At 34.3% G+C, this 23,734-nt stretch carries 13 protein-coding genes, 2 rRNA genes and 1 pseudogene; 13 read left to right on the top strand and 3 right to left on the bottom strand.

Translation table 11 applies throughout. The annotated features are described in order from the left end of the window. The first annotated feature begins 82 nt into the window (after window positions 1-82). The 6 genes from pgl (at window position 83) to rrf (ending at window position 8,952) form a co-directional block, all read left to right on the top strand. Window positions 83-760, top strand: a complete 678-nt coding sequence (pgl, locus tag CDV25_RS03695; protein WP_239056417.1) for a 6-phosphogluconolactonase — start codon at window positions 83-85, stop codon at window positions 758-760. Continuing rightward, window positions 747-1,736: a glucokinase gene (locus tag CDV25_RS03690; protein ID WP_204161875.1), complete on the top strand. Its 990-nt coding sequence runs from the start codon at window positions 747-749 to the stop codon at window positions 1,734-1,736. Before pgl ends, CDV25_RS03690 begins: the two co-directional genes overlap by 14 nt. 62 nt (window positions 1,737-1,798) lie before the next feature. Further along, complete coding sequence (pgi, locus tag CDV25_RS03685; RefSeq protein WP_239056434.1) at window positions 1,799-3,391, top strand: glucose-6-phosphate isomerase; 1,593 nt, start codon at window positions 1,799-1,801, stop codon at window positions 3,389-3,391. An 11-nt stretch (window positions 3,392-3,402) separates the two neighbouring features. After that, complete coding sequence (locus tag CDV25_RS03680; protein WP_108910819.1) at window positions 3,403-4,638, top strand: sugar MFS transporter; 1,236 nt, start codon at window positions 3,403-3,405, stop codon at window positions 4,636-4,638. Between the two features lie 262 nt (window positions 4,639-4,900). After that, window positions 4,901-8,353 (top strand): 23S ribosomal RNA (locus tag CDV25_RS03675). A 483-nt stretch (window positions 8,354-8,836) separates the two neighbouring features. Then, a 5S ribosomal RNA gene (rrf, locus tag CDV25_RS03670) occupies window positions 8,837-8,952 on the top strand. A gap of 2,744 nt (window positions 8,953-11,696) precedes the next feature. On the opposite strand, the gene CDV25_RS03660 is transcribed toward rrf, so the two are convergent. The 3 genes and pseudogenes from CDV25_RS03660 to CDV25_RS03650 form a co-directional block, all read right to left on the bottom strand. Beyond that, window positions 11,697-15,335, bottom strand: coding sequence for an autotransporter outer membrane beta-barrel domain-containing protein (locus CDV25_RS03660; protein WP_108910817.1), 3,639 nt, complete (start codon window positions 15,333-15,335; stop codon window positions 11,697-11,699). A 506-nt stretch (window positions 15,336-15,841) separates the two neighbouring features. Continuing rightward, a complete protein-coding gene (locus tag CDV25_RS03655) occupies window positions 15,842-16,207 on the bottom strand; it encodes a heat shock protein transcriptional repressor HspR (RefSeq protein WP_034552841.1) in 366 nt (121 codons plus the stop codon). A gap of 10 nt (window positions 16,208-16,217) precedes the next feature. Continuing rightward, window positions 16,218-17,092, bottom strand: a pseudogene (locus CDV25_RS03650) (DnaJ C-terminal domain-containing protein). A gap of 140 nt (window positions 17,093-17,232) precedes the next feature. Between CDV25_RS03650 and CDV25_RS03645 the strand changes: the two are divergent. The 7 genes from CDV25_RS03645 (at window position 17,233) to CDV25_RS03620 (ending at window position 23,719) form a co-directional block, all read left to right on the top strand. Then, window positions 17,233-19,986 carry a RecB-like helicase gene (locus CDV25_RS03645; protein ID WP_108910816.1) on the top strand — a complete coding sequence of 918 codons (2,754 nt, stop codon included), beginning with the start codon at window positions 17,233-17,235 and terminating at the stop codon, window positions 19,984-19,986. Window positions 19,987-19,994: 8 nt separating this feature from the next. Then, window positions 19,995-21,320, top strand: coding sequence for a Na+/H+ antiporter NhaA (gene nhaA, locus CDV25_RS03640; RefSeq protein WP_108910815.1), 1,326 nt, complete (start codon window positions 19,995-19,997; stop codon window positions 21,318-21,320). A gap of 34 nt (window positions 21,321-21,354) precedes the next feature. Beyond that, window positions 21,355-22,440, top strand: a complete 1,086-nt coding sequence (locus CDV25_RS03635) for a glycosyltransferase family 9 protein (RefSeq protein WP_108910814.1) — start codon at window positions 21,355-21,357, stop codon at window positions 22,438-22,440. Next, window positions 22,427-22,555: a hypothetical protein gene (locus tag CDV25_RS10725; protein WP_269149131.1), complete on the top strand. Its 129-nt coding sequence runs from the start codon at window positions 22,427-22,429 to the stop codon at window positions 22,553-22,555. Before CDV25_RS03635 ends, CDV25_RS10725 begins: the two co-directional genes overlap by 14 nt. 117 nt (window positions 22,556-22,672) lie before the next feature. Continuing rightward, a complete protein-coding gene (locus CDV25_RS03630) occupies window positions 22,673-22,918 on the top strand; it encodes a hypothetical protein (RefSeq protein WP_108910813.1) in 246 nt (81 codons plus the stop codon). A 4-nt stretch (window positions 22,919-22,922) separates the two neighbouring features. Beyond that, window positions 22,923-23,258, top strand: coding sequence for a hypothetical protein (locus tag CDV25_RS03625; protein WP_108910812.1), 336 nt, complete (start codon window positions 22,923-22,925; stop codon window positions 23,256-23,258). Window positions 23,259-23,410: 152 nt separating this feature from the next. Continuing rightward, window positions 23,411-23,719, top strand: coding sequence for a glycosyltransferase family protein (locus CDV25_RS03620; RefSeq protein WP_162550418.1), 309 nt, complete (start codon window positions 23,411-23,413; stop codon window positions 23,717-23,719). Window positions 23,720-23,734: the final 15 nt, after the last annotated feature.

Raw genomic sequence — 23,734 nt, 5'->3', positions numbered from 1 at the left:
GGTTTTTTCTTAACTTATTTTATGGGTATAGTTGCGTTAGGTTTTATTTTTTCCTAATTAGGGATTGAGGGAATAAAGATTGATGTTTCAGTTATATGAGTTTGCATCTACAAAAGAATGTAATAGGGCTTTAGTTAGGGATATTGTTGGGCTTATAAATAAATCTTTATTGGATAAAGATAAGGTTAGTTTAGCCTTTTCAGGAGGAAAATCCCCTATTGCATTTTTAGAAATGTTAAGCAAAGAAAATTGCGATTGGAAAAAGTGCAATATTTCTTTAGTGGATGAAAGGATTGTAGATTTAAATAATGAAGATAGTAATGCTGGTTTGATTAGGACTCATCTTTTACAAAACCATGCTAAGGATTCTCATTTTACGCCATTTTTTGAAAACCCTCATCTTACTTTAGAAGAATTAGTTAAAAACGCTAATGCTTCTTACCAACAGCCTGATATTGCTATTCTTGGAATGGGACTTGATGGGCATACAGCCTCTCTTTTTCCTGAAGCGGATGAATTTCAAATGGCTTTGGAGAGTCCTTATAATATCGTTTTAATAAACCCTAAAAATGCACCTTATAAAAGGCTTTCTATGTCTTTATCTGCATTAAAGAAATGTAAGAAATTATTTTTGTGTATCGCTACACAAGAAAAGTTTTTAGTCTTTAATAAAGCGATTAAAGGCTTAAACCCCCAAATCCCTATTTCTTATATACTTCACTCAAGAGAGGTAATGTGCGATGTCTATTTCTCAAAATAAAACTTACCCAAGGCTTTTAGCCGATATTGGAGGCACGAATGCTAGATTTGCCCTAGAAACAGAGAATGAGCAAATTCAAAATATAGAAGTTCTTGCTTGCAATGATTATAATACGATTGTTGATGCGGTGAAGGCTTATTTAAGTAAAATTGGTAATCCTATTATTAAATTTGGTGCTTTTGCTATTGCTAATCCTGTTGTAGGAGATTGGGTGCAAATGACTAATCATCATTGGGCGTTTTCCATAGAGACTACTAGACAGGCTTTAAATTTAGAGGTATTAATACTTATTAATGACTTTACCGCACAAGCTTATGCTATTACCAAAATGTCCCATTCAGAGTTTTTGCAAGTGGGCGGAACTTCTTGTGCATTGTATGCACCCAAAGCGGTTTTGGGTCCTGGCACAGGGCTTGGGGTAAGTGCACTTATGCCTTGCCGTAAGGGCGAATATATGGCTTTAGCAGGAGAGGGAGGGCATGTTAGTTTTGCTCCTTTTGATGATACAGAATTAATGGTTTGGCAGTATGCAAGGAAAAAATATGGACATGTCTCTATTGAACGCTTTTTAAGTGGCTCTGGGCTTGTTTTAATCTATGAGGCTTTAGCGGATATAGAGGGGGTTAAGGATGGGCAAATGAGTCCTGAACTTATTAGTGAGCAAGCTTTAAGCGGCAAATGTCCCCTATGCCGTTTGACTTTGGATATATTTTGTGCAATGTTAGGCACGGTTTCTTCAAATGTGGCTTTAACTTTAGGGGCTAGAGGTGGGGTCTATCTTTGTGGGGGCATTATACCCCGATTTATTGAGTATTTTAAAACTTCACCTTTTAGAATGCGTTTTGAGGATAAAGGGAGATTTAATGCTTATTTAGCTGCGATTCCTGTTTATGTTGTTTTGGCAAAATATCCGGGTATTAGTGGGATTGCAGTCGCTTTGGAAAATCATTTAAGAGATTATAATATGGAGACATAGAAAGGCTGGTAGTGAAATCTTTAACGCATTTAGAATCTTATAAAGCATTACATCGTCATTTTATGGCTATGAAAGATGTGCATATGAGAGACTTGTTTAAAGAAAATGGTGTTAGAGGGATTGAATACTTTTTGCAAATTGGGGATTTAAAACTTGATTATTCTAAGAATCGTATTACTAATGATACTTTGAATCTTTTATTTGATTTAGCTAGAGAATGTGATTTAAAAGCAAAAATTACCGCTATGTTTGAGGGTGAAAAAATCAATACGACAGAAAATAGGGCGGTTTTACACACGGCTTTAAGGAATAGGGCTAATTCCTCTGTTAAAGTTGATGGCATAGATGTTATGCCTAATGTGAGGGAAGTTTTGCAAAAAATGCAAAAATTCTCTGATTCTTTAAGGGCGGGTTCTTGGCTAGGCTATACTAAGCAGATTATCACAGATGTTGTCAATATAGGCATAGGTGGTTCAGATCTTGGGGCATTAATGGTGTGTAAGGCTTTGAAAAACTTTGGGTATCCAAGGCTTAATATGCATTTTGTCTCTAATGTAGATGGGATTGAATTACAAGGAGTTTTGCAAAAAATTCATCCCGAGACTACTTTATTTATAGTAGCTTCTAAAACCTTTTCTACTCAAGAAACTTTGACGAATGCTTTTACGGCTAGAAAATGGTTTTTAGACTATGCTTTAAATGAGAAATATATAGCTAAACATTTTGTTGCTGTTTCAACGAATAAAGAAGCAGTTAGAGAGTTTGGCATAGATTTAGAAAATATGTTTGAATTTTGGAATTGGGTTGGAGGTCGTTATAGTCTTTGGTCAGCGATTGGTTTGCCTATTATGATTTATTTGGGTAAAGAAAACTTTTTATCTTTGCTTGAAGGGGCATATTTAATGGATAAGCATTTTTGTAATGCACCTTTTGAAAAAAATATGCCAGTTATTATGGCTTTGGTGGGGATTTGGTATATTAATTTTTTTGGTGCGGGTAGCCATATTATTGCACCTTATGATTCTGTATTAAGGTATTTGCCTAAATTTATACAACAGCTTGATATGGAAAGTAATGGCAAACAGGTTAGAAAAGATGGTAAAAGGGTTGATTATGATACAGGACCTATTATTTGGGGCGATACAGGCATTAATGCACAACATGCTTTTTTTCAGCTTTTGCACCAAGGGACGCATTTAAGCCCTATTGACTTAATCGCATCTTTGAGTAAAAGGGGCAGTTTGCCAGAACACCACGAAATTTTGCTTAGCAATGTTTTTGCTCAAGCGGAGGCTTTTATGTGTGGAAAAACCCTTAAGGAAGCTCAAGCAGAAATGTTTAATGAGGGTTTTAGTGAGGATGAAATTCAAAGACTTGCTCCTCATAGAGTTTTTTCAGGTAATAGACCTAGTAATATTCTCTTGTTAGATGAAATTTGTCCGCGAAGTATAGGTTCTTTGGTGGCTTTATATGAGCATAAGATTTTTGTTCAGGGCATAATTTGGGATATTAATAGTTTTGATCAATGGGGAGTGGAGCTTGGAAAAGAGTTGGCTAAGACTATTTTATCTGAATTAAAAGGAGGAAAAATACAAGAACATGATAGCTCTACGAAGCATTTAATACAAATTTATAGACAATTTAATTCAAATTAAAAGGAAAAAATATGCAAACTAAATCAAATGCTTTTGCTTTAGCAACGCTTGCTACCTTGTTCTTTGTTGTAGGGTTTATTACGGTTTTAAATGATATTTTAATTCCTCATTTAAAGGTTATTTTTGACCTTACTTATTTTGAAGCTGCTTTAATACAATTTTGCTTCTTTGGTGCTTACTTTATAGTGGGTGGGGTTTTTGGAAAACTTTTGGAAAAGATTGGTTATCCTCTTGGTGTTATTTTAGGATTCTTGCTTGCAGCTTTGGGTTGCATTTTGTTTTATCCAGCTGCTTCTACAGCTTCTTATCCCATATTTTTAGGTGCTTTATTTATTTTAGCAAGTGGAATTGTTTTATTGCAAGCTGCGGGTAATCCTTTTGTAACCTTATTAGCACCAGGCAAGGAAGCAACAGCCTTAACTTTGGTGCAAGCCTTTAATTCTTTAGGGACGACTCTAGGACCATTATTTGGCTCTATATTCATACTTGCAGATGTTACTAAATATGCAACTAAGATTGAGGAGGCACAATCTGTGCAAGTTCCTTATTTAGGGATAGCAGGTGTTTTGATACTTTTAGCGGTTGTTGTTTATCTTTTAAAGCTTCCTGATGTAAGGAAGAGGGCTAAAAAAGTTAGTGATGAGAATCGCGATGGAAAAACTAGCATATTTGAGTATTCGCATCTTGTTTTGGCGGCTGGGGCTATATTTTTCTATGTTGGAGCAGAAGTTAGTATAGGATCGTTTTTAATTTTAATAATGAAAGATGTAATGGGAATCGAAGAAAAAGTAGGGGCTACATACATAGCTTATTATTGGGGTGCTGCTATGGTGGGGAGGTTTGTAGGAAGTTTTATAATGACACAAATTGCACCTAATAAATGTTTAGCCTTTAATGCCATAATGAGCATTGTTTTAATCATAATAGCTATTGCTTTTGGGTTAAGCATTGATTTTGAAGATAGGGAAAATATTGCAGGGAAAATTATGATGGTTGCTTTACTTGCCATAGGATTATTTAACTCCATAATGTTTCCAACGATCTTTTCTTTGGCGACTAAAAATTTAGGTAAATTCACAAGTCAAGCTTCGGGGATAATTTGTATGGCTATAGTAGGAGGAGCTCTTATTCCTCCAGTTCAAGGACTAATGGCTGATTATTTTGGTTTATTAATCTCCTACCTAATCCCTGTATTATGCTACATTTATATTTTATTTTTTGCTCTTAAAGGATATAAGGCAAAATAAAACTTACCAAAATGAAAATTTCATTTTGGTAGCTCCTTCCCTTTCATCTTCTATTAAGCTTCCTATTGTATAATTTCACTTCCATTTTTTAAAACACCATCTTTGTATTTTCAAACTTTGTCTTTAAAAAATGATGTTCTTTGACAACTTATTGTTAAAGCCTATATTAAGTAATAACTACAATCACGCATAAAACTAAAGATTGTCTTAATGGATTTACATTCATTAAGGCAGTGGCGTTAAGAATAATCATTAAAAACTCAGTTAAGCTTATAAAGGGCAAATGGTGGATGCCTTGGGTAGTAGAGGCGATGAAGGACGCACTAGACTGCGATAAGCTATGGGGAGCTGTCAAGAAGCTTTGATCCATAGATTTCCCAATGGGGCAACCCAGCTAGTAGCAATACTAGCTATGTGAGTAACAAAGAGTAGAAAGAAAGTATAAGAAATCTTTCTAATTTTTAAAACTTTGTTAAGAGACTTTAATCTTTATAGTCAGTCTTTAAAGATTATAAATACTTTTATACAATATCTTAATCTTAGTAATTTTCTAGATTAAGAATAATAAAATCTTTTCTATTCTTTGTTGCTCACAGGCGAACCTAGTGAAGTGAAACATCTCAGTAACTAGAGGAAAAGAAATCAAACGAGATTCTCTTAGTAGCGGCGAGCGAAAGGGGAAAAGGGCAAACCCAATGCTTGCATTGGGGGTTGAGGACTGCAATATCCACTAAAATACATTAATAGAACATTCTGGAAAGGATAGCCATAGAGGGTGATAGTCCCGTATATGAAAATGTATTTTTAGGTAGCAGTATCCAGAGTAGGTCAGGACACGTGAAATCCGGGCTGAAGCAGGGGAGACCACTCTCCAACCCTAAATACTACTACTACACCGATAGCGAACCAGTACCGTGAGGGAAAGGTGAAAAGAACCGCAGTGAGCGGAGTGAAATAGAACCTGAAACCATTTGCCTACAATCATTCAGAGCCCTATTGTAGGCTCATTTGAGCCTTTAAGCGTAGTAACCTGCTTGACATTCTCGCTTTGAAAATTTCTAGAATTTTAAAAAACTCATTGCGACAGCCATTAGGGCTAGTCTCACTTGTTTTTTAGAACACTTCCTAAAAATTTTCTTTGCGATAATGCCAAGATGAATGCAAGATAAATGAAAGTTGGAATCCTAAAGATTTAAACCATCATAAAGATAGATTAAAACCTAGGAATTCCAAACCTAGAAATACAAGAGCAACAGAAATTCTAAGATTGTGCGTGAATTTTTAGGGTTGTGCAGTAAAATGCGCGGAGATTAGCCTTAGGGCTATCACACAAGCATTTTACAAAACTCCCTAAAAAGTCACCACAAGATGAATTTAGCTTAAAGTTTCAAGTGAGCCTACAAGGGTGATGGACTGCCTTTTGCATAATGATCCTGCGAGTTGTGGTATCTGGCAAGGTTAAACCAATGTGAAGCCATAGCGAAAGCGAGTCTGAATAGGGCGTTTAGTCAGATGCTGCAGACCCGAAGCTGAGTGATCTATCCATGGCCAAGTTGAAAGTGGGGTAACACCCACCGGAGGACTGAACTCGTACCCATTGAAACGGGTTGGGATGAGCTGTGGATAGGGGTGAAAGGCCAATCAAACTCAGTGATAGCTGGTTCTCTTCGAAATATATTTAGGTATAGCCTCAAGTGATAGTAATAGGGGGTAGAGCTCTGATTGGGCTAGGGCTGCTCACCGCGGTACCAACCCCTGTCAAACTACGAATACCTATTACCGTATCTTGGGAGTCAGGCGGTGGGTGATAAAATCAATCGTCAAAAGGGGAACAACCCAGACTACCAACTAAGGTCCCCAAGTTCTATTCTAAGTGGAAAATGATGTGAAGTTACTCAGACAACCAGGAGGTTGGCTTAGAAGCAGCCATCCTTTAAAGATAGCGTAACAGCTCACTGGTCTAGTGATTTTGCGCAGAAAATATAACGGGGCTAAGATAGACACCGAAGTTGTAGATTGTGCTGATGCACAGTGGTAGAAGAGCGTTGCATACAGCGTCGAAGCCATACCGGTAAGGAGTGGTGGAGCGTATGCAAGTGAGTATGCAGGAATGAGTAGCGATAAAAGTGGTGAGAATCCACTTCGCCGAAAATCTAAGGTTTCCTACGCTATGCTCGTCATCGTAGGGTTAGTCGGGTCCTAAGACAAGTCCGAAAGGGGTAGTCGATGGAAAATTGGTTAATATTCCAATACCAATATTAGTGTGCGATGGGGGGACGCATAGGGTCAAGATGAGCCAAGTGATAGAAGTCTTGGTCGAAGGGTGCAAGTAAGAAGATTGGCAAATCCGCTTCCTTTTCCCAAACCCAACAGGCTCTTTGAAGTCTTCGGATGGATAGGAGAATCATTAAGATCGTCGTGCCAAGAAAAGCCTCTAAGTTTAGCTAATATTGCCCGTACCGTAAACCGACACAGGTAGATGAGATGAGTATTCTAAGGCGCGTGAAAGAACTCTCTTTAAGGAACTCTGCAAACTAGCACCGTAAGTTCGCGATAAGGTGTGCCACAGCAATGTGGTCTCAGCAAAGAGTCCCTCCCGACTGTTTACCAAAAACACAGCACTTTGCAAACTCGTAAGAGGAAGTATAAGGTGTGACGCCTGCCCGGTGTTCGAAGGTTAAGAGGATTAGTTAGCAGCAATGCAAAGCTTTGAATTGAAGCCCGAATAAACGGCGGCCGTAACTATAACGGTCCTAAGGTAGCGAAATTCCTTGTCGGTTAAATACCGACCTGCATGAATGGCGTAACGAGATGGGAGCTGTCTCAAAGAGTGATTCAGTGAAATTGTAGTGGAGGTGAAAATTCCTCCTACCCGCGGCAAGACGGAAAGACCCCGTGGACCTTTACTACAGCTTGGCACTGCCGATGGGAGCATTATGCGCAGCATAGGTGGGAGGCTATGAAATCTTTACTCTGGTAGAGATGGAGCCATCGTTGAGATACCACCCTTAATGTTTCTGTCTGCTAACTAGCTAGAGTTATCCTCTAGTAGGACAATGCCTGGTGGGTAGTTTGACTGGGGCGGTCGCCTCCTAAAAAGTAACGGAGGCTTGCAAAGGTTGGCTCATTGCGGTTGGAAATCGCAAGAAGAGTGTAATGGCATAAGCCAGCCTGACTGTAAGACAAACAAGTCAAGCAGAGACGAAAGTCGGTCATAGTGATCCGGTGATTCTGTGTGGAAGGGTCATCGCTCAAAGGATAAAAGGTACCCCGGGGATAACAGGCTGATCTCCCCAAGAGCTCACATCGACGGGGAGGTTTGGCACCTCGATGTCGGCTCATCGCATCCTGGGGCTGGAGCAGGTCCCAAGGGTATGGCTGTTCGCCATTTAAAGCGGTACGCGAGCTGGGTTCAGAACGTCGTGAGACAGTTCGGTCCCTATCTGCCGTGGGCGTAGGAGAGTTGAGGAGATCTGTCCCTAGTACGAGAGGACCGGGATGGACATACCACTGGTGTAGCTGTTGTCCTGCTATGGGCATCGCAGCGTAGCTACGTATGGATGTGATAAACGCTGAAAGCATCTAAGCGTGAAGCCAACTCCAAGATGAACTCTCCCTGAAGGTCGCAAGAAGACTACTTGCTTGATAGGGTAGAGGTGTAAGCATAGTAATATGTTTAGCTGACTACTACTAATAGACCGTTTGGCTTAATTGATAAAAGCCACTGCCTTAATGAGTGTAAATACACTCCAATCTTTTTAAAGTTAGATTGATTATTACTTAAATTCTAAATATATTTTTAATAACAAATAGAAGCTTTTAAGAAAAAAGAAGTATAAAACCTTTATTGTGCTTGATAAATTATTATTTATAGAATAAAAGTAAGCCTACAAGTATTGATAATACAAATATAATTATTACTTAAAACTATAAAACTTAAGAATAAAAGAGAGATATTGTATTAAAGAAAAAAGTATTTTATTAATAGGTTTATAATGACTCTATAGAGAATAAAAATTTTTAATAAAATTTAATAAATAATTGATAGCTTAGTATAAATAAAAATTTGATATTTCAATGAAACAAACTTTCATCTATGTAGAGATTACATAGATGAATTAATACTTTCTTTAAGGGTTTAATATATTGGAGGTAAATTGAGTCTTTAACAAAATATAAAATCCCCTTATATTGTCATCTTCGTGCTAATAGAGAAGAGGTTCCACCTAGCTCCATTCCGAACCTAGAAGTTAAGCTCTTCTTCGCTGATGATACTGCAACTTTCAGATGTGGTAAAGTAGGACGGTGCGGAGATGAGAGTATAAGGATATTTTATCCCCCTTACTTTATGATTATTTCTTTATGCTTGTATCGGTTATATTGTTGTCTGTATTTGAAAAGAGTTTATTTAGACTTTATCTTATGTAGTATATCTTTGAAGTTAAACCTTTTATATAAGTCTCTATGTTTTTTAAGCTTTCTTTTTATCAATAGCTCTTAGATTTATTAATGATTAATCTTTTTAGAATTTAGAGTAAAGTTTTATCCTCTAGATTAATAGCGTTGTATTATTATCTTAATATGTTAAGCCTTCCTATCTCTTTAGTAGTTACCCTATTGTATAGGGAGTAAGTAAAAGAAATATAAGGGATAAAAGTTAAGTTTTATTAGTAGAGATAAAGTTCAAGATTTTTGTTTAATAAATAAACCTTAGAGTATTTTAAAAGAAATCTACAAATGATATAAATAAGAATAGAATTAGATAATCCTCTAATTTAACCCTTAAGATAAAAACCGAGAATCTAATATTGATAATTGACCTAAAAACAAACCCTTAGGGGATAAAGTAAGTAATACTTTATAAAGGAGTGAATCTTCTAACAAACCAATCCTAAATAAGAATAATCAAACAATACTCAAAGGCATTAAGTAAATTAAGAATAATACTTAAACCAACCCCCCTCTTTATACTTTAAACTTAACTACTCTCTATAATCATTCTTACTCTTTATCATTAATCCTATTTAACCTTATTAAAATCCCCTCTTTATACTTTAAACTTAACTAAACTTACTCTCTATACTAAATCTTAAAGAGGATATTAAGGCTAATCAATACCAAACAATCCTTAAGCGATAAAGTAAGTAATACTAAACTATTAAATTAAAACAACCTAACCCTAACCAATACTATAAGGGTAAGTGAGCATAAGTGGTAGTGTGTGGTGAGTAATCGTTATTTTTTTTGGGGGGTGTGAGAGTAACCAAACCCAACTAAACAACCTCTTAAGAGATAAAGTAAGTAATACTTTATAAAGTAGTTAATCTCTTAATGAAACAAAGATATTAAAAAAATAAAAATCTTTAGTAATACTAAAGTATTACTAAGAAATACTACTTTAACCAAACAATCCTAAGTAAGGGTAAGTGGGTATAGGTGATAGTAAGTGGGTGTGAGTAAGGGTGGTAAGTGGGGTAAGCAAAACAAACAATACTTAAGGAATAGGGTAAGTAGGGGTTATGTGGGTGTAGAGTGTTGGAAGTGGTTTTTTTAATTATTATCTTGTGTTGGCTAGGTTTAATCTTTATTTTTAGTGTTATGCTGTGTGTTGGGGAGGAGGAGGGATAAGTATTATCTTTGGTGGTGGGGGGTGTGAGAGTAACTAAACCCAACTAAATAACCAAACAAACTAAACCTAACAATCCTAACCAACCGAAGAATAACCAAAACTAAATAAAACCCTTAAGGGATAAAGTAAATAACACTAAACAAACCTAAATCTTAACAAACCAATCCTAAATAAGAATAACTCAACACTCAACCAAAACCAATCCTCAAGAAATAAAGCAAGTAATACTTTATAGAGAAGTTAAACCCTTATCCTTGATAAACCCTTTTAAGGTTTAAACTCTATTAAACCTAACCTTACAATAAACTTTAAAAGAATAATAAATAACCAACAAAAGATTCAAATAGAAAATTCAAACAAAACTTAAGCTTTCAAAGAAATAACCTACTAAAACTTTATAAGAACTAATAATCCTTACTCCCTTATTATTTTTTATCTTTGCTATGCTGTGTGGGTATGTTATGTTAATCTTCATCTTTGGTTTAGTGTGGTTTTTAATCTTTATTTTTGTTGTTGTGTGAGTAAGATTAAATAAAAGTAAATAACACTAAACAAACCTAAATCTTAACAAACTAACCAACCAAAGAATAACCAAAACTAAATAAAACTAAATAAGACTAAATAAAACTAAATAACACTAAACAAACCTAAATCTTAACAAACTAACCAACCAAAGAATAACCAAAACTAAATAAAACTAAATAAAACCCTTAAAGGATAAAGTAAGTAATACTAACTAAGAGTAAGTAAAATAAACTAACCTAACAAACTAAACCAACCAACTCTTAAGGAATAGAGTAAGTAGGGGTAGCGTGTGAGATTGTTTTAGTTATTGTCTTTATTGTGTTGTAGTAGCTGGGTTTTTACTTTATTTTTAGTGTGTGCTGTGTATTAGCTCTAATGGATAGGGGTTTTAGTTATTTAGTGGGGTGTAGTGTTGGCTGTTCTTTTTAGGCATTTTTATTTAGTGTAGTAGCTGGGTTTTTACTTTATTTTTATTGTGTGCTGTGTATTAGCTCTAATGGATAGGGGTTTTAGTTATTTAGTGGGGTGTAGTGTTGGCTGTTCTTTTTAGGCATTTTTATTTAGTGTAGTAGCTGGGTTTTTACTTTATTTTTATTGTGTGCTGTATGTTGGGGAGGAGGAGGGATAAGTATTATCTTTGGTGGGGGGTATGAGAGCAACTAAAGAGTCAATAAAGCTTAGTGCTTTTATTGTCTCTTAATCTTTGTCTCTTTTTGATTATTCTAAATGTTATTAACGCAAATTGTTTTCTCTTTAATATTCTCTTTAATATTTAATAGAGAGAGTATGGCTACCTTTCCCCTACCACATATAATTAAACTTCCCATACCCTGTATGCATAGTGGTATTCTTAGTCCCATTCATTCCATAGTTAGAATTCTTAAGTAGGGATAAGGATTAAACCCTACCACATATAATTAAACTTCCCATACCCTGTATGCATAGTGGTATTCTTAGTCCCATTCATTCCATAATTTAAAGAGAAATAAAAAGCATCATTTAAAGGAATAACTAAAGTAGTCCCTAAAGCATATTCTAAATTATCTAATTTACTCTCTCCTCCTCCATAATACCCTATATTAGAATATCTCCCTTTAGGATTATCTACATTAGGATTCATAGTCCAATCTACTCCTGCATACACTAAAGTCTTAAAATGTTTATGCCAATCACTATAAAAAGAAAGAGAGGTTTTAGTTTTAAATAAATTCATCTTATGGGTATAATTGCGTCTTGTAATAGTATTGATGGCATTACTCATCGTATAAGCTTTAGAATATCCTCCATTATAACCTAAACCTATCTCTGGAGTTAAAGTATGCTTAGTATTAAGCTTAATATTTATCCCCATATTAACATTAGCATCATAAGCATAAGATTTAGGTTCTCCTTTAAATTCTGTTTGTCCTACCCTTTCAGAAATATCATTTTGTATTAAACCAAATTGTGAAGAGAATTTAGAAAAGAGTTCATAATCTTTATAATTAAAAGGATGATAATACCTAACTCCTGCATAATAGGTTCTATTATTTAAAGCTAGAATATCTGAAGGATAAGTTTTAGAACTAAAATCATCATATCCTCCATAAATCCCATAAATATCTTTATTGTTAGGATTTAAATAACTATAACCAAAGATTACTCCTTTAGTATGTCCTTTAGAAGTTAATCCTCCATTTAAAGAAGTATTACTCTTAGAGATATAAGGAAGCATAAAGGCTAAATGATTCTTATCTTTAGTTTCACTAGATCTAAGTAAAGCATCACTCCCTAAATTATCAAAGTTTGCATAAATAGCTCCTTCCTCATAAGCCTTATTAAAGTTAGAATACACATTAGCACTTCCTTGATTATGGATTAAATTCACCGCATTCATAGCATTACCCATTACAGCATTTACAAAGTTTGCTCTAGCTTGGGTATTACTAATGAGTGTTTTTCCTAATGCTGCTGCTGAAGTCTTAGCAGCATCAACAGAAAAGCTTAGAGTTTTACTTAAAGCATCAACATTAACATTAACACTAGGATCATTGGTTTTAAATTCTGCTTTAGCAAAGACTTTAGAATTAATCTCTGCAGGATTGCTTATAGTAGTATCTTGAGAAGTATCAATATTAATAACATTTTTAGGATCTTGAACTAAAGAAGAGAGATTAGTAATATTTCCTGCATCAAAGGTAACATTAGAAACACTTACAACACTTAAATTAGTTCCTGTTATTTCTAAAGGTTTAACCTCTCCTTGAGAATTTGTAGAGACTAACCATTCTTCAACTTCTACTTTACCACTTCCATTGCTTTCTATTTTCGTAGTATCACTAACTTTACCTGTATTACTAATACTTAAACTACCACTTCCATTATTTTTAATATTAGCCCCTATACTAGCATTCCCTGTATTACTAAGGGAGAGATTTCCAGAACCAGAGTTAATAATATCTGATTGTAAGGTAGCATTCCCTTCATTTTTAATAACGATAGGAGCATCTCCACTTACTTCAATATTTCCTGCAACCTTTGCATTATCAGAATTAGTAATACTAATAGGAGCATTACCACTAGCACTAACTCCACCTCCTAAGGTAGCATTCCCTTCGTTTTTAATAACGATAGGAGCATCTCCACTTACTTCAATATTTCCTGCAACCTTTGCATTATCAGAGTTAGTAATGCTTAAGGGAGCATTAGAGGAAGAAGTGATAGAGCCTCCTATGCTACTATTGCCAGAGTTAGTAAGGCTTAGGGCTACATTATCTTTAGCTTCAATACTTCCTGTAATATTACCATTACCAGTATTTTCTACACTAAAGTCTTTAACTTCATCAGAGAGTGTAATACTTGCTTGAATCTCTCCTGCATTAGAAATACCTGTTTTAGCTTCTATCTTTCCTGCGATATTAATATCCCCTGTGATATGGTTATTGGGAGCTACATTAATAGCTGATCCATCTGAACTTTTGATAATAGCACCTTTTTTAACTTCTATACCAGAGACTTTGACTTTTTTATTAAATCCGACTCTAATGTTGATACCACTTACTTTAGCATCTATAACGCTATCTGGTTCTAGGATAATCTTTCCTAATTCTTTATTATCTGAACCTGAGGCATCAAAACTATGGATAGAAATACCATATCTTTCTGCTTGTATAGTTCCTTTATTGATAATAGTTTCTATATTATTCCCCACTTCATATGCAATACCACTAGACTTGGCTTTAATGAGACCTTCATTGAGGATAGTTTTGATACTATTAAATGCATTATAGAAACTAAGCATCACAATAGCTCCACCATAAGTTTCTGATTCGCTTGTGGATTCTATCGTTCCTCTGTTGATTATGGCGTCAATAGTAGAGATTTTAACTAATAGACCCGGATTGCCTGTGCCTATACTTCCTGTATTAATAATAGTATTTACTTTGGAATAATCCAATACGCTTAAACTGTCCATAAAATTACTATTATTAAGATTCGTAATAGTAGATCCTGATGCTCTAAAATGCCCTATCGTCCCACTATTAGTAAAATTACTTATACTACTCCCATTGAAAATATTAATCCCTACTCCTCTGTTACCCTCACTCTTAATTAATCCCTCATTACTAAAAGTCTCTATGGTAGTTTTATTAATATATACCGCATCTCTACCACTTGTTTCTTTAGCAAGAATAGTTCCTGTGTTGTTAAAATTAGTAATGGTAGTATTAGGTTGTAAAGCAATACCATAACCTTTAGAATCTATTATTCCACTATTGCTAAACTTATCAATAGTTCCTTTAGTGATATTAAAATTAAATTTACCAGTATTAGTATTAGTTATGGTTCCAATATTTTCAAAAGATTGGATAGAGCTTGTATTAATACTAATATTATGATTCCCACTCCCACTAATTAATCCTTTATTGGTAATACTCTCTATCGTAGCATTATTTTGAATATTGATAGCATAGTTAGCATTTGTATTAGTAATACTCCCAGTATTAGTAATTTCTAAGTTTTTATATTCTTTAGTTTGTGAAGCAGAAATTTGTTTATTAGTAAGTGCTTTTGTTACTTTATTAGCATTAGTATCTGTTGTTGTATCTAAAGTATCATTACCTATTGCTACCCAATTATCTTTAGCACTAATACTATGAGGAATAGTTAATAAAACACTTGCACAGATTAAAGAGAGGAAAGAGGGGCTTAGAGATTTAGGATTTAATAATTTAAAATTAATATCTCTTATTTTGGGATTAGAATCTAATGTTTTAACATTAATCCTAGAGTATAGAGGTTTAAGATTAGAATTAGAATCTAAAAACTTAGGATTAAATAATTGAGAGATTAAACTTTGAGAATCTAAAGGTTTAGGATTCATAGCTTTTGTATTGAGATTAGAATCTAAAACTTTAGGATTTAAAAGTTTAGAATATTTATAATCAAAGTTCATATTTAAACTTTGAGAATCTAAAGGTTTAGGATTACCCTTAAAATCTAAGTTTAAAACATAATCTTTAACATTAACCTTGATAGTCTCTATAGGAGTAGAATGAGGCATTATTTTGCCCCCCCCCCCCTGTAATAGAGTATCTATTTGCTAGTTTTTTACTTATTGGCTTCATTAAAAGTCTCCTTTGTGTAAGTGTTTTACCTTTGTGTAAGTGTTTTAATGCACAACAAATAGCCCATTCTACTTAAAAGAATATTAAAGGTCGTTTAAAATTATTTTTTAGCTTAAATTACTAGATTTTAAGAATATGATTATAATATGGCTTTAATATAATAAAGTTCTGTGAATTTTAAGTTAATATTCTTTGCTGTGTTATTATTGATTGTTAAATATTTAAGTGTGTAGATATTATCAATACAATTTATTGATTAAAGTATATTGATTAAAGTATAGAGTATGGCTATTTTATTTTTTAATTTGTTAGTTGATTAGGTTTGATTGTATTTCTTTGGGCTTTTTAAATAAAAAAACATAAGTTTAATTTAATATTTAAAAAATATGATATTTTTTAGGGAGTATTAAAAGCCGTTTAAGAAGTTTCTTTAAAGAAAGGCTTATTTTTGAAAAATAATGACTTCATAAGAGCTTTCTTTCTTTAAAACATGTTTATGGGCTTGGTTGCTTTTGAATTTTTCTAAATTTATACGCAATTCTTCTAATTCTTTGTCTTGTTCGTCTAGCTTGTCTTTTAGTCTTAAAATGATATCAACACCTGCTAGATTAACCCCTAAATCCCTTGTTAGGCGTAAAATTGTTTTGATTTTGTCAATATCCCTTTGGGAGTAAAGACGCATTTTTCCATCTGTGCGTCCAGGTTCTACTAAGCCTTCGCGTTCGTATTGGCGTAAAGTTTGTGGGTGAATGGAGAGGATTTTTGCAACAACGCTGATAAGATAAACGGGTTCGTCATAGCTATACATTTTTAGCTCCTTATAAATATTTTTGTAGAGATTTTACTAATTCTTTAGGCAGTGAATCAATATCTGGTAAAATAATATTGGCTTCTAGGTATAAATCCCCATTACTTTTAGTTTTGCGGTTATAAGCCCCTAATTCTTTTACCCTGAATCTTTGGTGGTTTTTTGTGTTTTTGGGGATTTTTAAAGTGATGTTTTTGTAAAGTGTTTCAATCTCTATCTTTCCGCCAAAGAGGGCTGTTTTTAAGGGTAAATCAAAGGGCTTAGTAAGATTGTCTCCTTCTTGAATGTATTGTGGATGTGGGGCAACTGTTACTTTTAGTAATAAATCTCCATTTTGGTTGCCCATGCTCTTGCCTTTACCTCTTAGGCGAATGGTTTCTCCATTTTTGATTCCTGCGGGGATTTTAATGTCAAAATTTTGATTTTGCAAACTTACATTATGTTTGCCCCCTAATACAGCTGTAATGAAAGGAATTGTAATTTGTGCGTTAATATCAAGGTTAGCGGTTTTAAAACCTCCTCCGAAGCTATCAAAGCTTCCAAAGCCATTAAAGCCTCCCCAAAACTTCCTTGTGAAAATCCTCCACCAGCACCGAAAATTTGGCTTAAAATATCATCTAAATTGACATTTCCTTGTCCTCTTGCAAAATCATGAAAGTTCTGTCCGCCAAACATTGAATCCCCAAATTGGTCGTATTGTTTGCGTTTTTTTTCATCACTTAGGATTTCATAGGCTGCATTGATTTCTTTGAATTTCTCTTCAGCTTCTTTTTCTTTGTTTATATCAGGGTGGTATTTTCTAGCAAGTCTGCGGTAGGACTTTTTGATTTCTTCACTGCTTGCATTGGGGGATACTTCTAAAGTATCATAGAGACTTTTTGACATTGTTTGTTCCTTAAGAAAAATTATTAAAATATTTTATACTCTTAGTGTATTATAGTATAAAACTTTAGTTTATGTCAATCAACTTTTAGAAAATTGAGGATTTTGCTATAATGTAAAAACTTTAAGTTAAGGAAAAGCAAGTGGATAAGGCTTTGTTATGTGTGAGTGCAAGTGCGGGTAGCGGAAAAACTTATAAATTAGTGTGGAGGTATATAGAATTGCTTTTTTTGGGGGCTAAACCCTCTAGTATCCTAACGCTTACCTTTACAAAAAAGGCTGCTAAAGAAATGCAAGAACGGATTATTAAGGAGATACAAAGTATTTATTATCATAGGAATGATAATGAATTTATAAAAAAAGTTGAGTCTAATATTGGTAGCATTAAGAGTGAGAGGATTCAAGAGAGAATCCCTTTTATTTACCAGAGTTTTTTAACAGAGGAATTGAAAATTACGACTATTGATGCCTTTTTTCAAAAGATACTTCGGGGGTTGTGCTGGTATGTGGGGGTGGAATATGATTTTAAGATTGGGCAGGATAATTTAGAGGTTATTGCGGAGATTTTTTTAAAACTTTTGGATAATGAGACCTTTGAGGATGTTTTGGAACTTTGCTATGAGAGGAGAGAGCAGAGATTGCAAAGTCTTTTAAGCCTTTGTGAGTTTTTGGATTTTTTTAAGGAAATGCTTGATGAGTCTTTGTTTATAAGCTCTCTTTTAAAGAGTGATTGTAAGCAGCAAGCATTGGCTTATGCTAGGGGGATTAAAGAGTCTTATTATGTGCAAAAAGGGGAGATTCATCCGCAATTACAATTTGAGGATTTTAGCGCTTTGCTTAGTAAGTGTGAAACTTGGATTTTAAAAGAGGATTTGAGGGAATATAGGGGGTTTTCTAAGATACTTTTTAATGATGCGGATTTTATAGGGTTAAAAAAGGCGATTTCTAGGTTTTTTTTGGAGGATGAGGCTTTATATCTACAAAAGTTTTATAGGGTTTTTAAGGTTTATTTACAGGCAAAAGCACAATTTTATCAAGAAAATAATCTTTTAAGCTTTAATGCGGTCTCTTCTAAAGTCTATAAACTCCTTTGCAAAGAGAATTTTTCTAAGGATTTTTTGTATTTTCGCTTAGATAGCGTGATTAGCCATCTTTTAATTGATGAATTTCAAGATACGAGTATTTTGCAATATGAGATTTTAAAGCCTCTTATTGAGGAGATTAAGTCGGGGATAGGTTCAAGGCAGTTTTTGCGGAGCTTTTTTTATGTGGGGGATATTAAGCAGTCTATTTATCGCTTCCGCGGAGGGAATCCAGAGCTTTTTAAAATCGCATCTAAGCAAATGCAGCAAGAAAATATGACTAATAATTATCGTAGTGCTAGGCATATTGTGGAGTTTGTCAATGATACTTTTTTGGGCAAAATTGAGGGCTTTATCCCGCAAGTGCCTATGATTGAAAAAGAGGGTTATGTAAGGGTTTGTGGTTGTGAGGATTTAGAAGAGGAGGTGTATTTGAGCATTGTTAAAATGCTTGAATATGGGGTTAATCCCTCTGATATTACGCTTTTAGTCTTTGATAATAAATCTGTTGTTGAGTTAGCAATATTTTTACAAGAGAGGGGTTTAAGGGTGGTTATGGATACTAGCACAAAGTTAATTTTCCATAATGAAGTGCGGGCGTTAATTGAATTTTTAAAGTTTTTAGAGGCAAAAAATCCTCTGTTTGAAAAAGAATTTTTTATGCTTTTGGGTTTAAGGGAGCAGAGTTTAGAGGAGTTTTTGAAGCCTACAAAGAGTCCTGCTGCGATTTTGTTGCCTCTTATGCAAAAGTTTGGGATTGCTAGTCTAAGTGCTAAGCGGTTTTTGGAAGTGGCTTTGAAATTTTCTAGTGTTAAAGAACTATTAGATGGGATTGAGACTTTACAAGAGGAGATTGTTTCTAGTGATTTTTTTGGTATTCGGATTATGACTATTCATAAATCTAAGGGCTTAGAGTTTGAAAATGTATTGATCGTGGATAGAAAGAGTTTAAAGAGTGTAGTTTCTAAAAGGCTTTTTTTTGATTTTGGAGCGGATGGGGTAAGTATAAAGAGAATCTTTAAATACGATAATCATAAAAGGAGTGCTATAAGAATGTCTTTAGAGCCACCTTATAAGGAGGCTCTTTTAAAAGAGAAAGAATTAACAAAGAAAGATTTAAAGAATCAACTTTATGTGGCTTTAACGCGAGCAAAAGGGACGATGCAGATTTTTTATGGATTAAAAAACGCTCAAAGTGCTTTTGGGGAGATAGGTTTAAGGGATGAGGAGAGGGGGGAGCTTATGCGATCTTTAGAGATTAGCGATTTTAAAGCTGTTATTCCAGAGACTTCTTTTGAGTATCCTCATCCAGCGATGTTAGAGAATCTTGGCAGACAAGAGCAAATGCAAGTGGCACAAAAAGAGGTATTACAAGGGGATATTCAGTCTTTGTCCTTTGGGGTTGCTTTGCATTTTGTGATGGAGCAGAAGTTAAAAAATCATTTGGAAGATTCTTTGCTTTTAGAGATTTTGCGTAATAAAGAGGGGTTTTATTTATCCCAAAAAACCTTGCAAGAAATTCTTAATAAATGTAATTTACTGCTTAAAAATCATCAATTTAATGAAATTCTACAAAAAGGTAGTGTAAAATGCGAACTTCCTTTTTTATCTAATGGAAGACAAAAACGTTTAGACCTTTTGGTTGAAAACGAAAAAGAAGCTTTTATTGTTGATTATAAAAGCGGTCAGCCAAAGTCTGCTTATGAGATTCAAATACGTGAGTATATGCAGAGTATTAAGGTGATTCTTAAAAAGCAAGTGTATGGCTACATTTTTTATACCGAAGATAGTGGAAAATTAGTTGAGATTGTATAGGGGAAAATATGGAATTACAAAATAATAGTGGAATCTTAGAAACTTTTAAAAAACTAACAAAAAGTGAGTCTTTTGCGGGAGTATTGTTGCTTTGTTGTGCAGTTCTAGCAATGATTGCTGCAAATTCTCCATTAAGTGAGATGTATGCAGCACTTTGGAAGAGCAAAATAGGGCTTGATATTAACGGCTCCTTTATAGGTATGAGTTTGGGGGCTTGGATTAATGATGCTTTAATGGCTTTTTTCTTTTTAGTTGTTGGTTTAGAGATTAAAAGGGAGGTTTTATTTGGAGAGCTTGCGGGGTTTAAAAGAGCTGCTTTACCTGTAATTGCTGCACTTGGGGGTATGGTTGGACCAGGGCTTATTTATTATGCACTAAATGCTGGAACACAATCAGCACACGGATTTGGGATACCTATGGCAACAGATATTGCCTTTGCCTTGGGTGTTTTATCGGTATTGGGTAAGAGGGTGTCAATTTCTGTTAAGGTATTTTTAGTTTCTCTAGCGGTGGCTGATGATTTAGGGGCTATTATTGTTATTGCGGTTTTTTATTCTAGTGGGCTTAGTCTTTCTTGGTTGGTTGTTGCAGCGGGTATTATTTTTGTTTTAATGGTTTTAAATAAAATGGGGGTAAAAGCCCTTAGTCTTTATATGATTTTGGGTGTGTTTTTATGGATTGCTGTCCATAATTCTGGGATTCACGCTACCATTGCTGCGGTTGCTTTAGCTTTCACTATACCGGTATCCCCAAAAATAGATACGCTCTCTTTTATGGAGAAAATGAAAGTTGTTGTATCGCATTTTCAAGAATCGGAAAAACGAAAAGATAGTGTTTTGCTTCAAAGTGAGCAAGTAGAGGCGTTACATCATTTAGCTCAACATAAAAATGCGGTGCAAAATCCTTTGATGCGTTTAGAACACGCTTTAGCCCCTTATAGTAGTTTTTTGATTATGCCAATTTTTGCTTTTGCTAATGCGGGGGTAACTATTGGTGCAAATATTGATTTTGGCATTGATCATGTCTTTTTAGGGATTTTGTGCGGATTAGTGTTGGGTAAGCCAATTGGTATTTTTACCTTTACTTTTTTAGCCGAAAAATTAGGTATTGCAGCTCGTCCTCAATGTGTATCGTGGGTAGAGATTTTTGGAGCGGGTGCATTAGGCGGGATTGGCTTTACTATGTCTATTTTTGTAACTAATCTTGCTTTTAGTGGTGATCACGCTTTAGTTGCCACAGATGTAGCGAAAATTTCTATTTTAATTGCTTCCTTTACAGCGGGTATTTTAGGGAGTATCTTTTTCTTTATTAGGGATAAGGTTTGCCATCATTAATGGCTAAGCTCGTCTTTCCCTTACAAAGCATTTTATGTATCCTTTAAATATCCTTATTTTAGGGAATATCATACGCGAAAGGATTGGCGATGAAATGGTTTGTATTCCTATGTATTATGCGATCAAATCTCTTTATCCTTATGCAAAAATCTCCCTTTTAATTAAAAGTCAAATATTCTTAGAGTTGTTAAAAGATGAAAAACAAAGAAAGCTTTATGTTGATGAAGTTTTACTACTTCAAGAAAAGCAAAAATGGCAGAATCTTTGTTTTGATTTTCTTTTGATTGTGGAGCATAATGATGTTGAAGTGTTAAAAATTGCTCAAGTCATTCAAGCAAAATCTAAAATTGTTACTTTAAGTCAATCGCTTTTGTTTTCTAGGCAGGTTTTTTTATATTTTACTCGCTATTTGAGAGGGATTAAGACTTTTATTAATCCTTATTGGTTGCAAGGGCATAGTGAGATAGAAAGGAATTTAAATTTAGTTAGGCAAATTAATCGTGAAGTTTTTGATAAACGATACTCTACTCTTGATTTCTCATTAGCAAAATTACCGGTTTTAGAAGCGACTTTTGAAAAAAATAGGTCTTTGTTAGCAAGTTTAAATGAAAATGGTCGGTATTCTTTGGTTGTAGGTATCTTTCCTTTTGCTAAAAATGTTACAACGAAAGTTAATTTTACAATAAATGAGTGGAAGTTTTTAGTCCAAAGCTTAAGTCAGGAGTTTTCCGAAGTTTTATTTGTGTTTGTTAATCATCCTAGCACACAATACCATTTTATGCCTTTTATAGAAAAAAATATTCAAGTCTTTTATAATCAGCAGGGATTGGAGGGATTAGCTGCGTTTATTCATTCCCTTGATGGTGTATTAGGTGTAGATAGTGGTCATATTCATATCGCCGATAATGCCTGTATTCCAACTTTAGAAGTGATTGCAAAAAAGGTATCTAAGCAGTGGAGTGGGGGATTTTATGGGGGGTATTTTCAGCAACATATTATGCCGTCTAATTGGCGTGAAGAAAAGTCAAAGCATTTGGAATCTTTTTTGCAAAAAGCTAGAGCCTTTATTGCCTATATTCAAGATAATAAAAAATATAAGGGGCAAAATGGTGCTTTTTAAAGTTATTTCAAGATTGGTTGTAAATGTAGCTTATGGGGAAATAGTGCAACAATGCACTTGTTTTAAGATTAGCAAATGTCAAAAATATAAGAATTTTTTTATGCTAGAAGCATAGGAGTATATAGCTTGTTTTTAGGATATTAAAATGTTCTAGGAAAATTTTAAAATACAAGTAGCATAACACGATAAAGTAGGATGAGATAAAGTGGGCAATGCTTAAAGGAGATTTAATATGTTTTTAAGGAATTTAGTTCAAAGGAGGGAGATTCCTCTTAAAATAGCGGTTTATTTACCCTGTGCTGGAGTGGGGGATGCGATGGTAAATTTAAAAAGTCTCTATGCCCTAAAATTTCTTTATCCTCAAGCAATTTTAAGTTTAGTTGTGAAGTTTGATACCGCAAAAAATTTGTTTAGGAATGTGGATTTTATCGATGAAATTATTGATTATGTAGAAACTTTGCAGAATAAGGGTTTTTGATGTAGTGTTGCTTGTTATGCAACACGATAATTTAAGAGCTATTCAAGAAGTTAAGGCTATTTCTGCTAAATATCATTTAACCACTTTTTCGCAAGGACTTTTGAAAAAGGGAATTTTGTTTATATCAGGGATTAAGCGGGTGATTAATCCTTATTGGAAACAAAATCGTGCGTTTATGGAGGGGGGATTAAATCTTGTACGTTCTATCCATAAAAAGCATTTTGATAAAGAGATTTTAAGGATTAATTATTCACAAGTTTTGTTAAAAAAAGGGGGAGGGGGAGAAAATACTGTATTTGTTGATGAGGTGTTAGAGGGTTTGGGGCTAAGAAATATCTAAAAATTATTGGGATTAATCCTTTTTGCATTACTCTAAAAACCCTTAAGAATTTTTCTTTTCTAACTTAGCTAGGCATTGCAGAAAATTTAGCTAAAGCGTTTCCTGATTATCTTTTTATAGTAATGGATTATCCTAAAAGTGGGGCTAAATTTTTGGAATTTTCACAGGGTAATGTTAAGACTTTCAAAAACAATGAGGATTTACTCAATCTTGTGGAGTTCATTAGTCGCCTAGATTGTTTATTAAGCCCAGATACGGGTAATGTGCATATTGCGGATTATCTAAGAATACCAACTTTAGAGATTGTAAGAGAGAGTGCAAAGAGAAGGTGGCAAGGTGGTGGTTGGGGTGGAGTTTGTGAATGTGTTGTTTTGCCTAAAGGTTGGTACGAGGATGAGGAGGGGTTTGCTAAGATTTTTTTGCAAAGGGCTAAGGATTTTTTAATCCAAAATTTAACTTAAAGATTTAATTAGTAA

It is taken from the genome of Helicobacter apodemus, from assembly GCF_003097575.1.
Classification (GTDB): domain Bacteria; phylum Campylobacterota; class Campylobacteria; order Campylobacterales; family Helicobacteraceae; genus Helicobacter_D; species Helicobacter_D apodemus.
Note: the sequence above shows the minus strand (reverse complement) of the source record. Positions and strands in the feature narration are given on the sequence as shown.

Excerpts from the sequence above, each read along its gene's own strand:
- CDV25_RS03660 (WP_108910817.1), bottom strand. The coding sequence starts at position 15,335 with ATGCCTCATTCTACTCCTATAGAGACTATCAAGGTTAATGTTAAAGAT.
- CDV25_RS03680 (WP_108910819.1), top strand. The coding sequence starts at position 3,403 with ATGCAAACTAAATCAAATGCTTTTGCTTTAGCAACGCTTGCTACCTTG.
- CDV25_RS03655 (WP_034552841.1), bottom strand. The coding sequence starts at position 16,207 with ATGTATAGCTATGACGAACCCGTTTATCTTATCAGCGTTGTTGCAAAA.
- pgl (WP_239056417.1), top strand. The coding sequence starts at position 83 with ATGTTTCAGTTATATGAGTTTGCATCTACAAAAGAATGTAATAGGGCT.
- CDV25_RS03635 (WP_108910814.1), top strand. The coding sequence starts at position 21,355 with ATGTATCCTTTAAATATCCTTATTTTAGGGAATATCATACGCGAAAGG.
- nhaA (WP_108910815.1), top strand. The coding sequence starts at position 19,995 with ATGGAATTACAAAATAATAGTGGAATCTTAGAAACTTTTAAAAAACTA.
- pgi (WP_239056434.1), top strand. The coding sequence starts at position 1,799 with ATGGCTATGAAAGATGTGCATATGAGAGACTTGTTTAAAGAAAATGGT.
- CDV25_RS10725 (WP_269149131.1), top strand. The coding sequence starts at position 22,427 with ATGGTGCTTTTTAAAGTTATTTCAAGATTGGTTGTAAATGTAGCTTAT.
- CDV25_RS03630 (WP_108910813.1), top strand. The coding sequence starts at position 22,673 with ATGTTTTTAAGGAATTTAGTTCAAAGGAGGGAGATTCCTCTTAAAATA.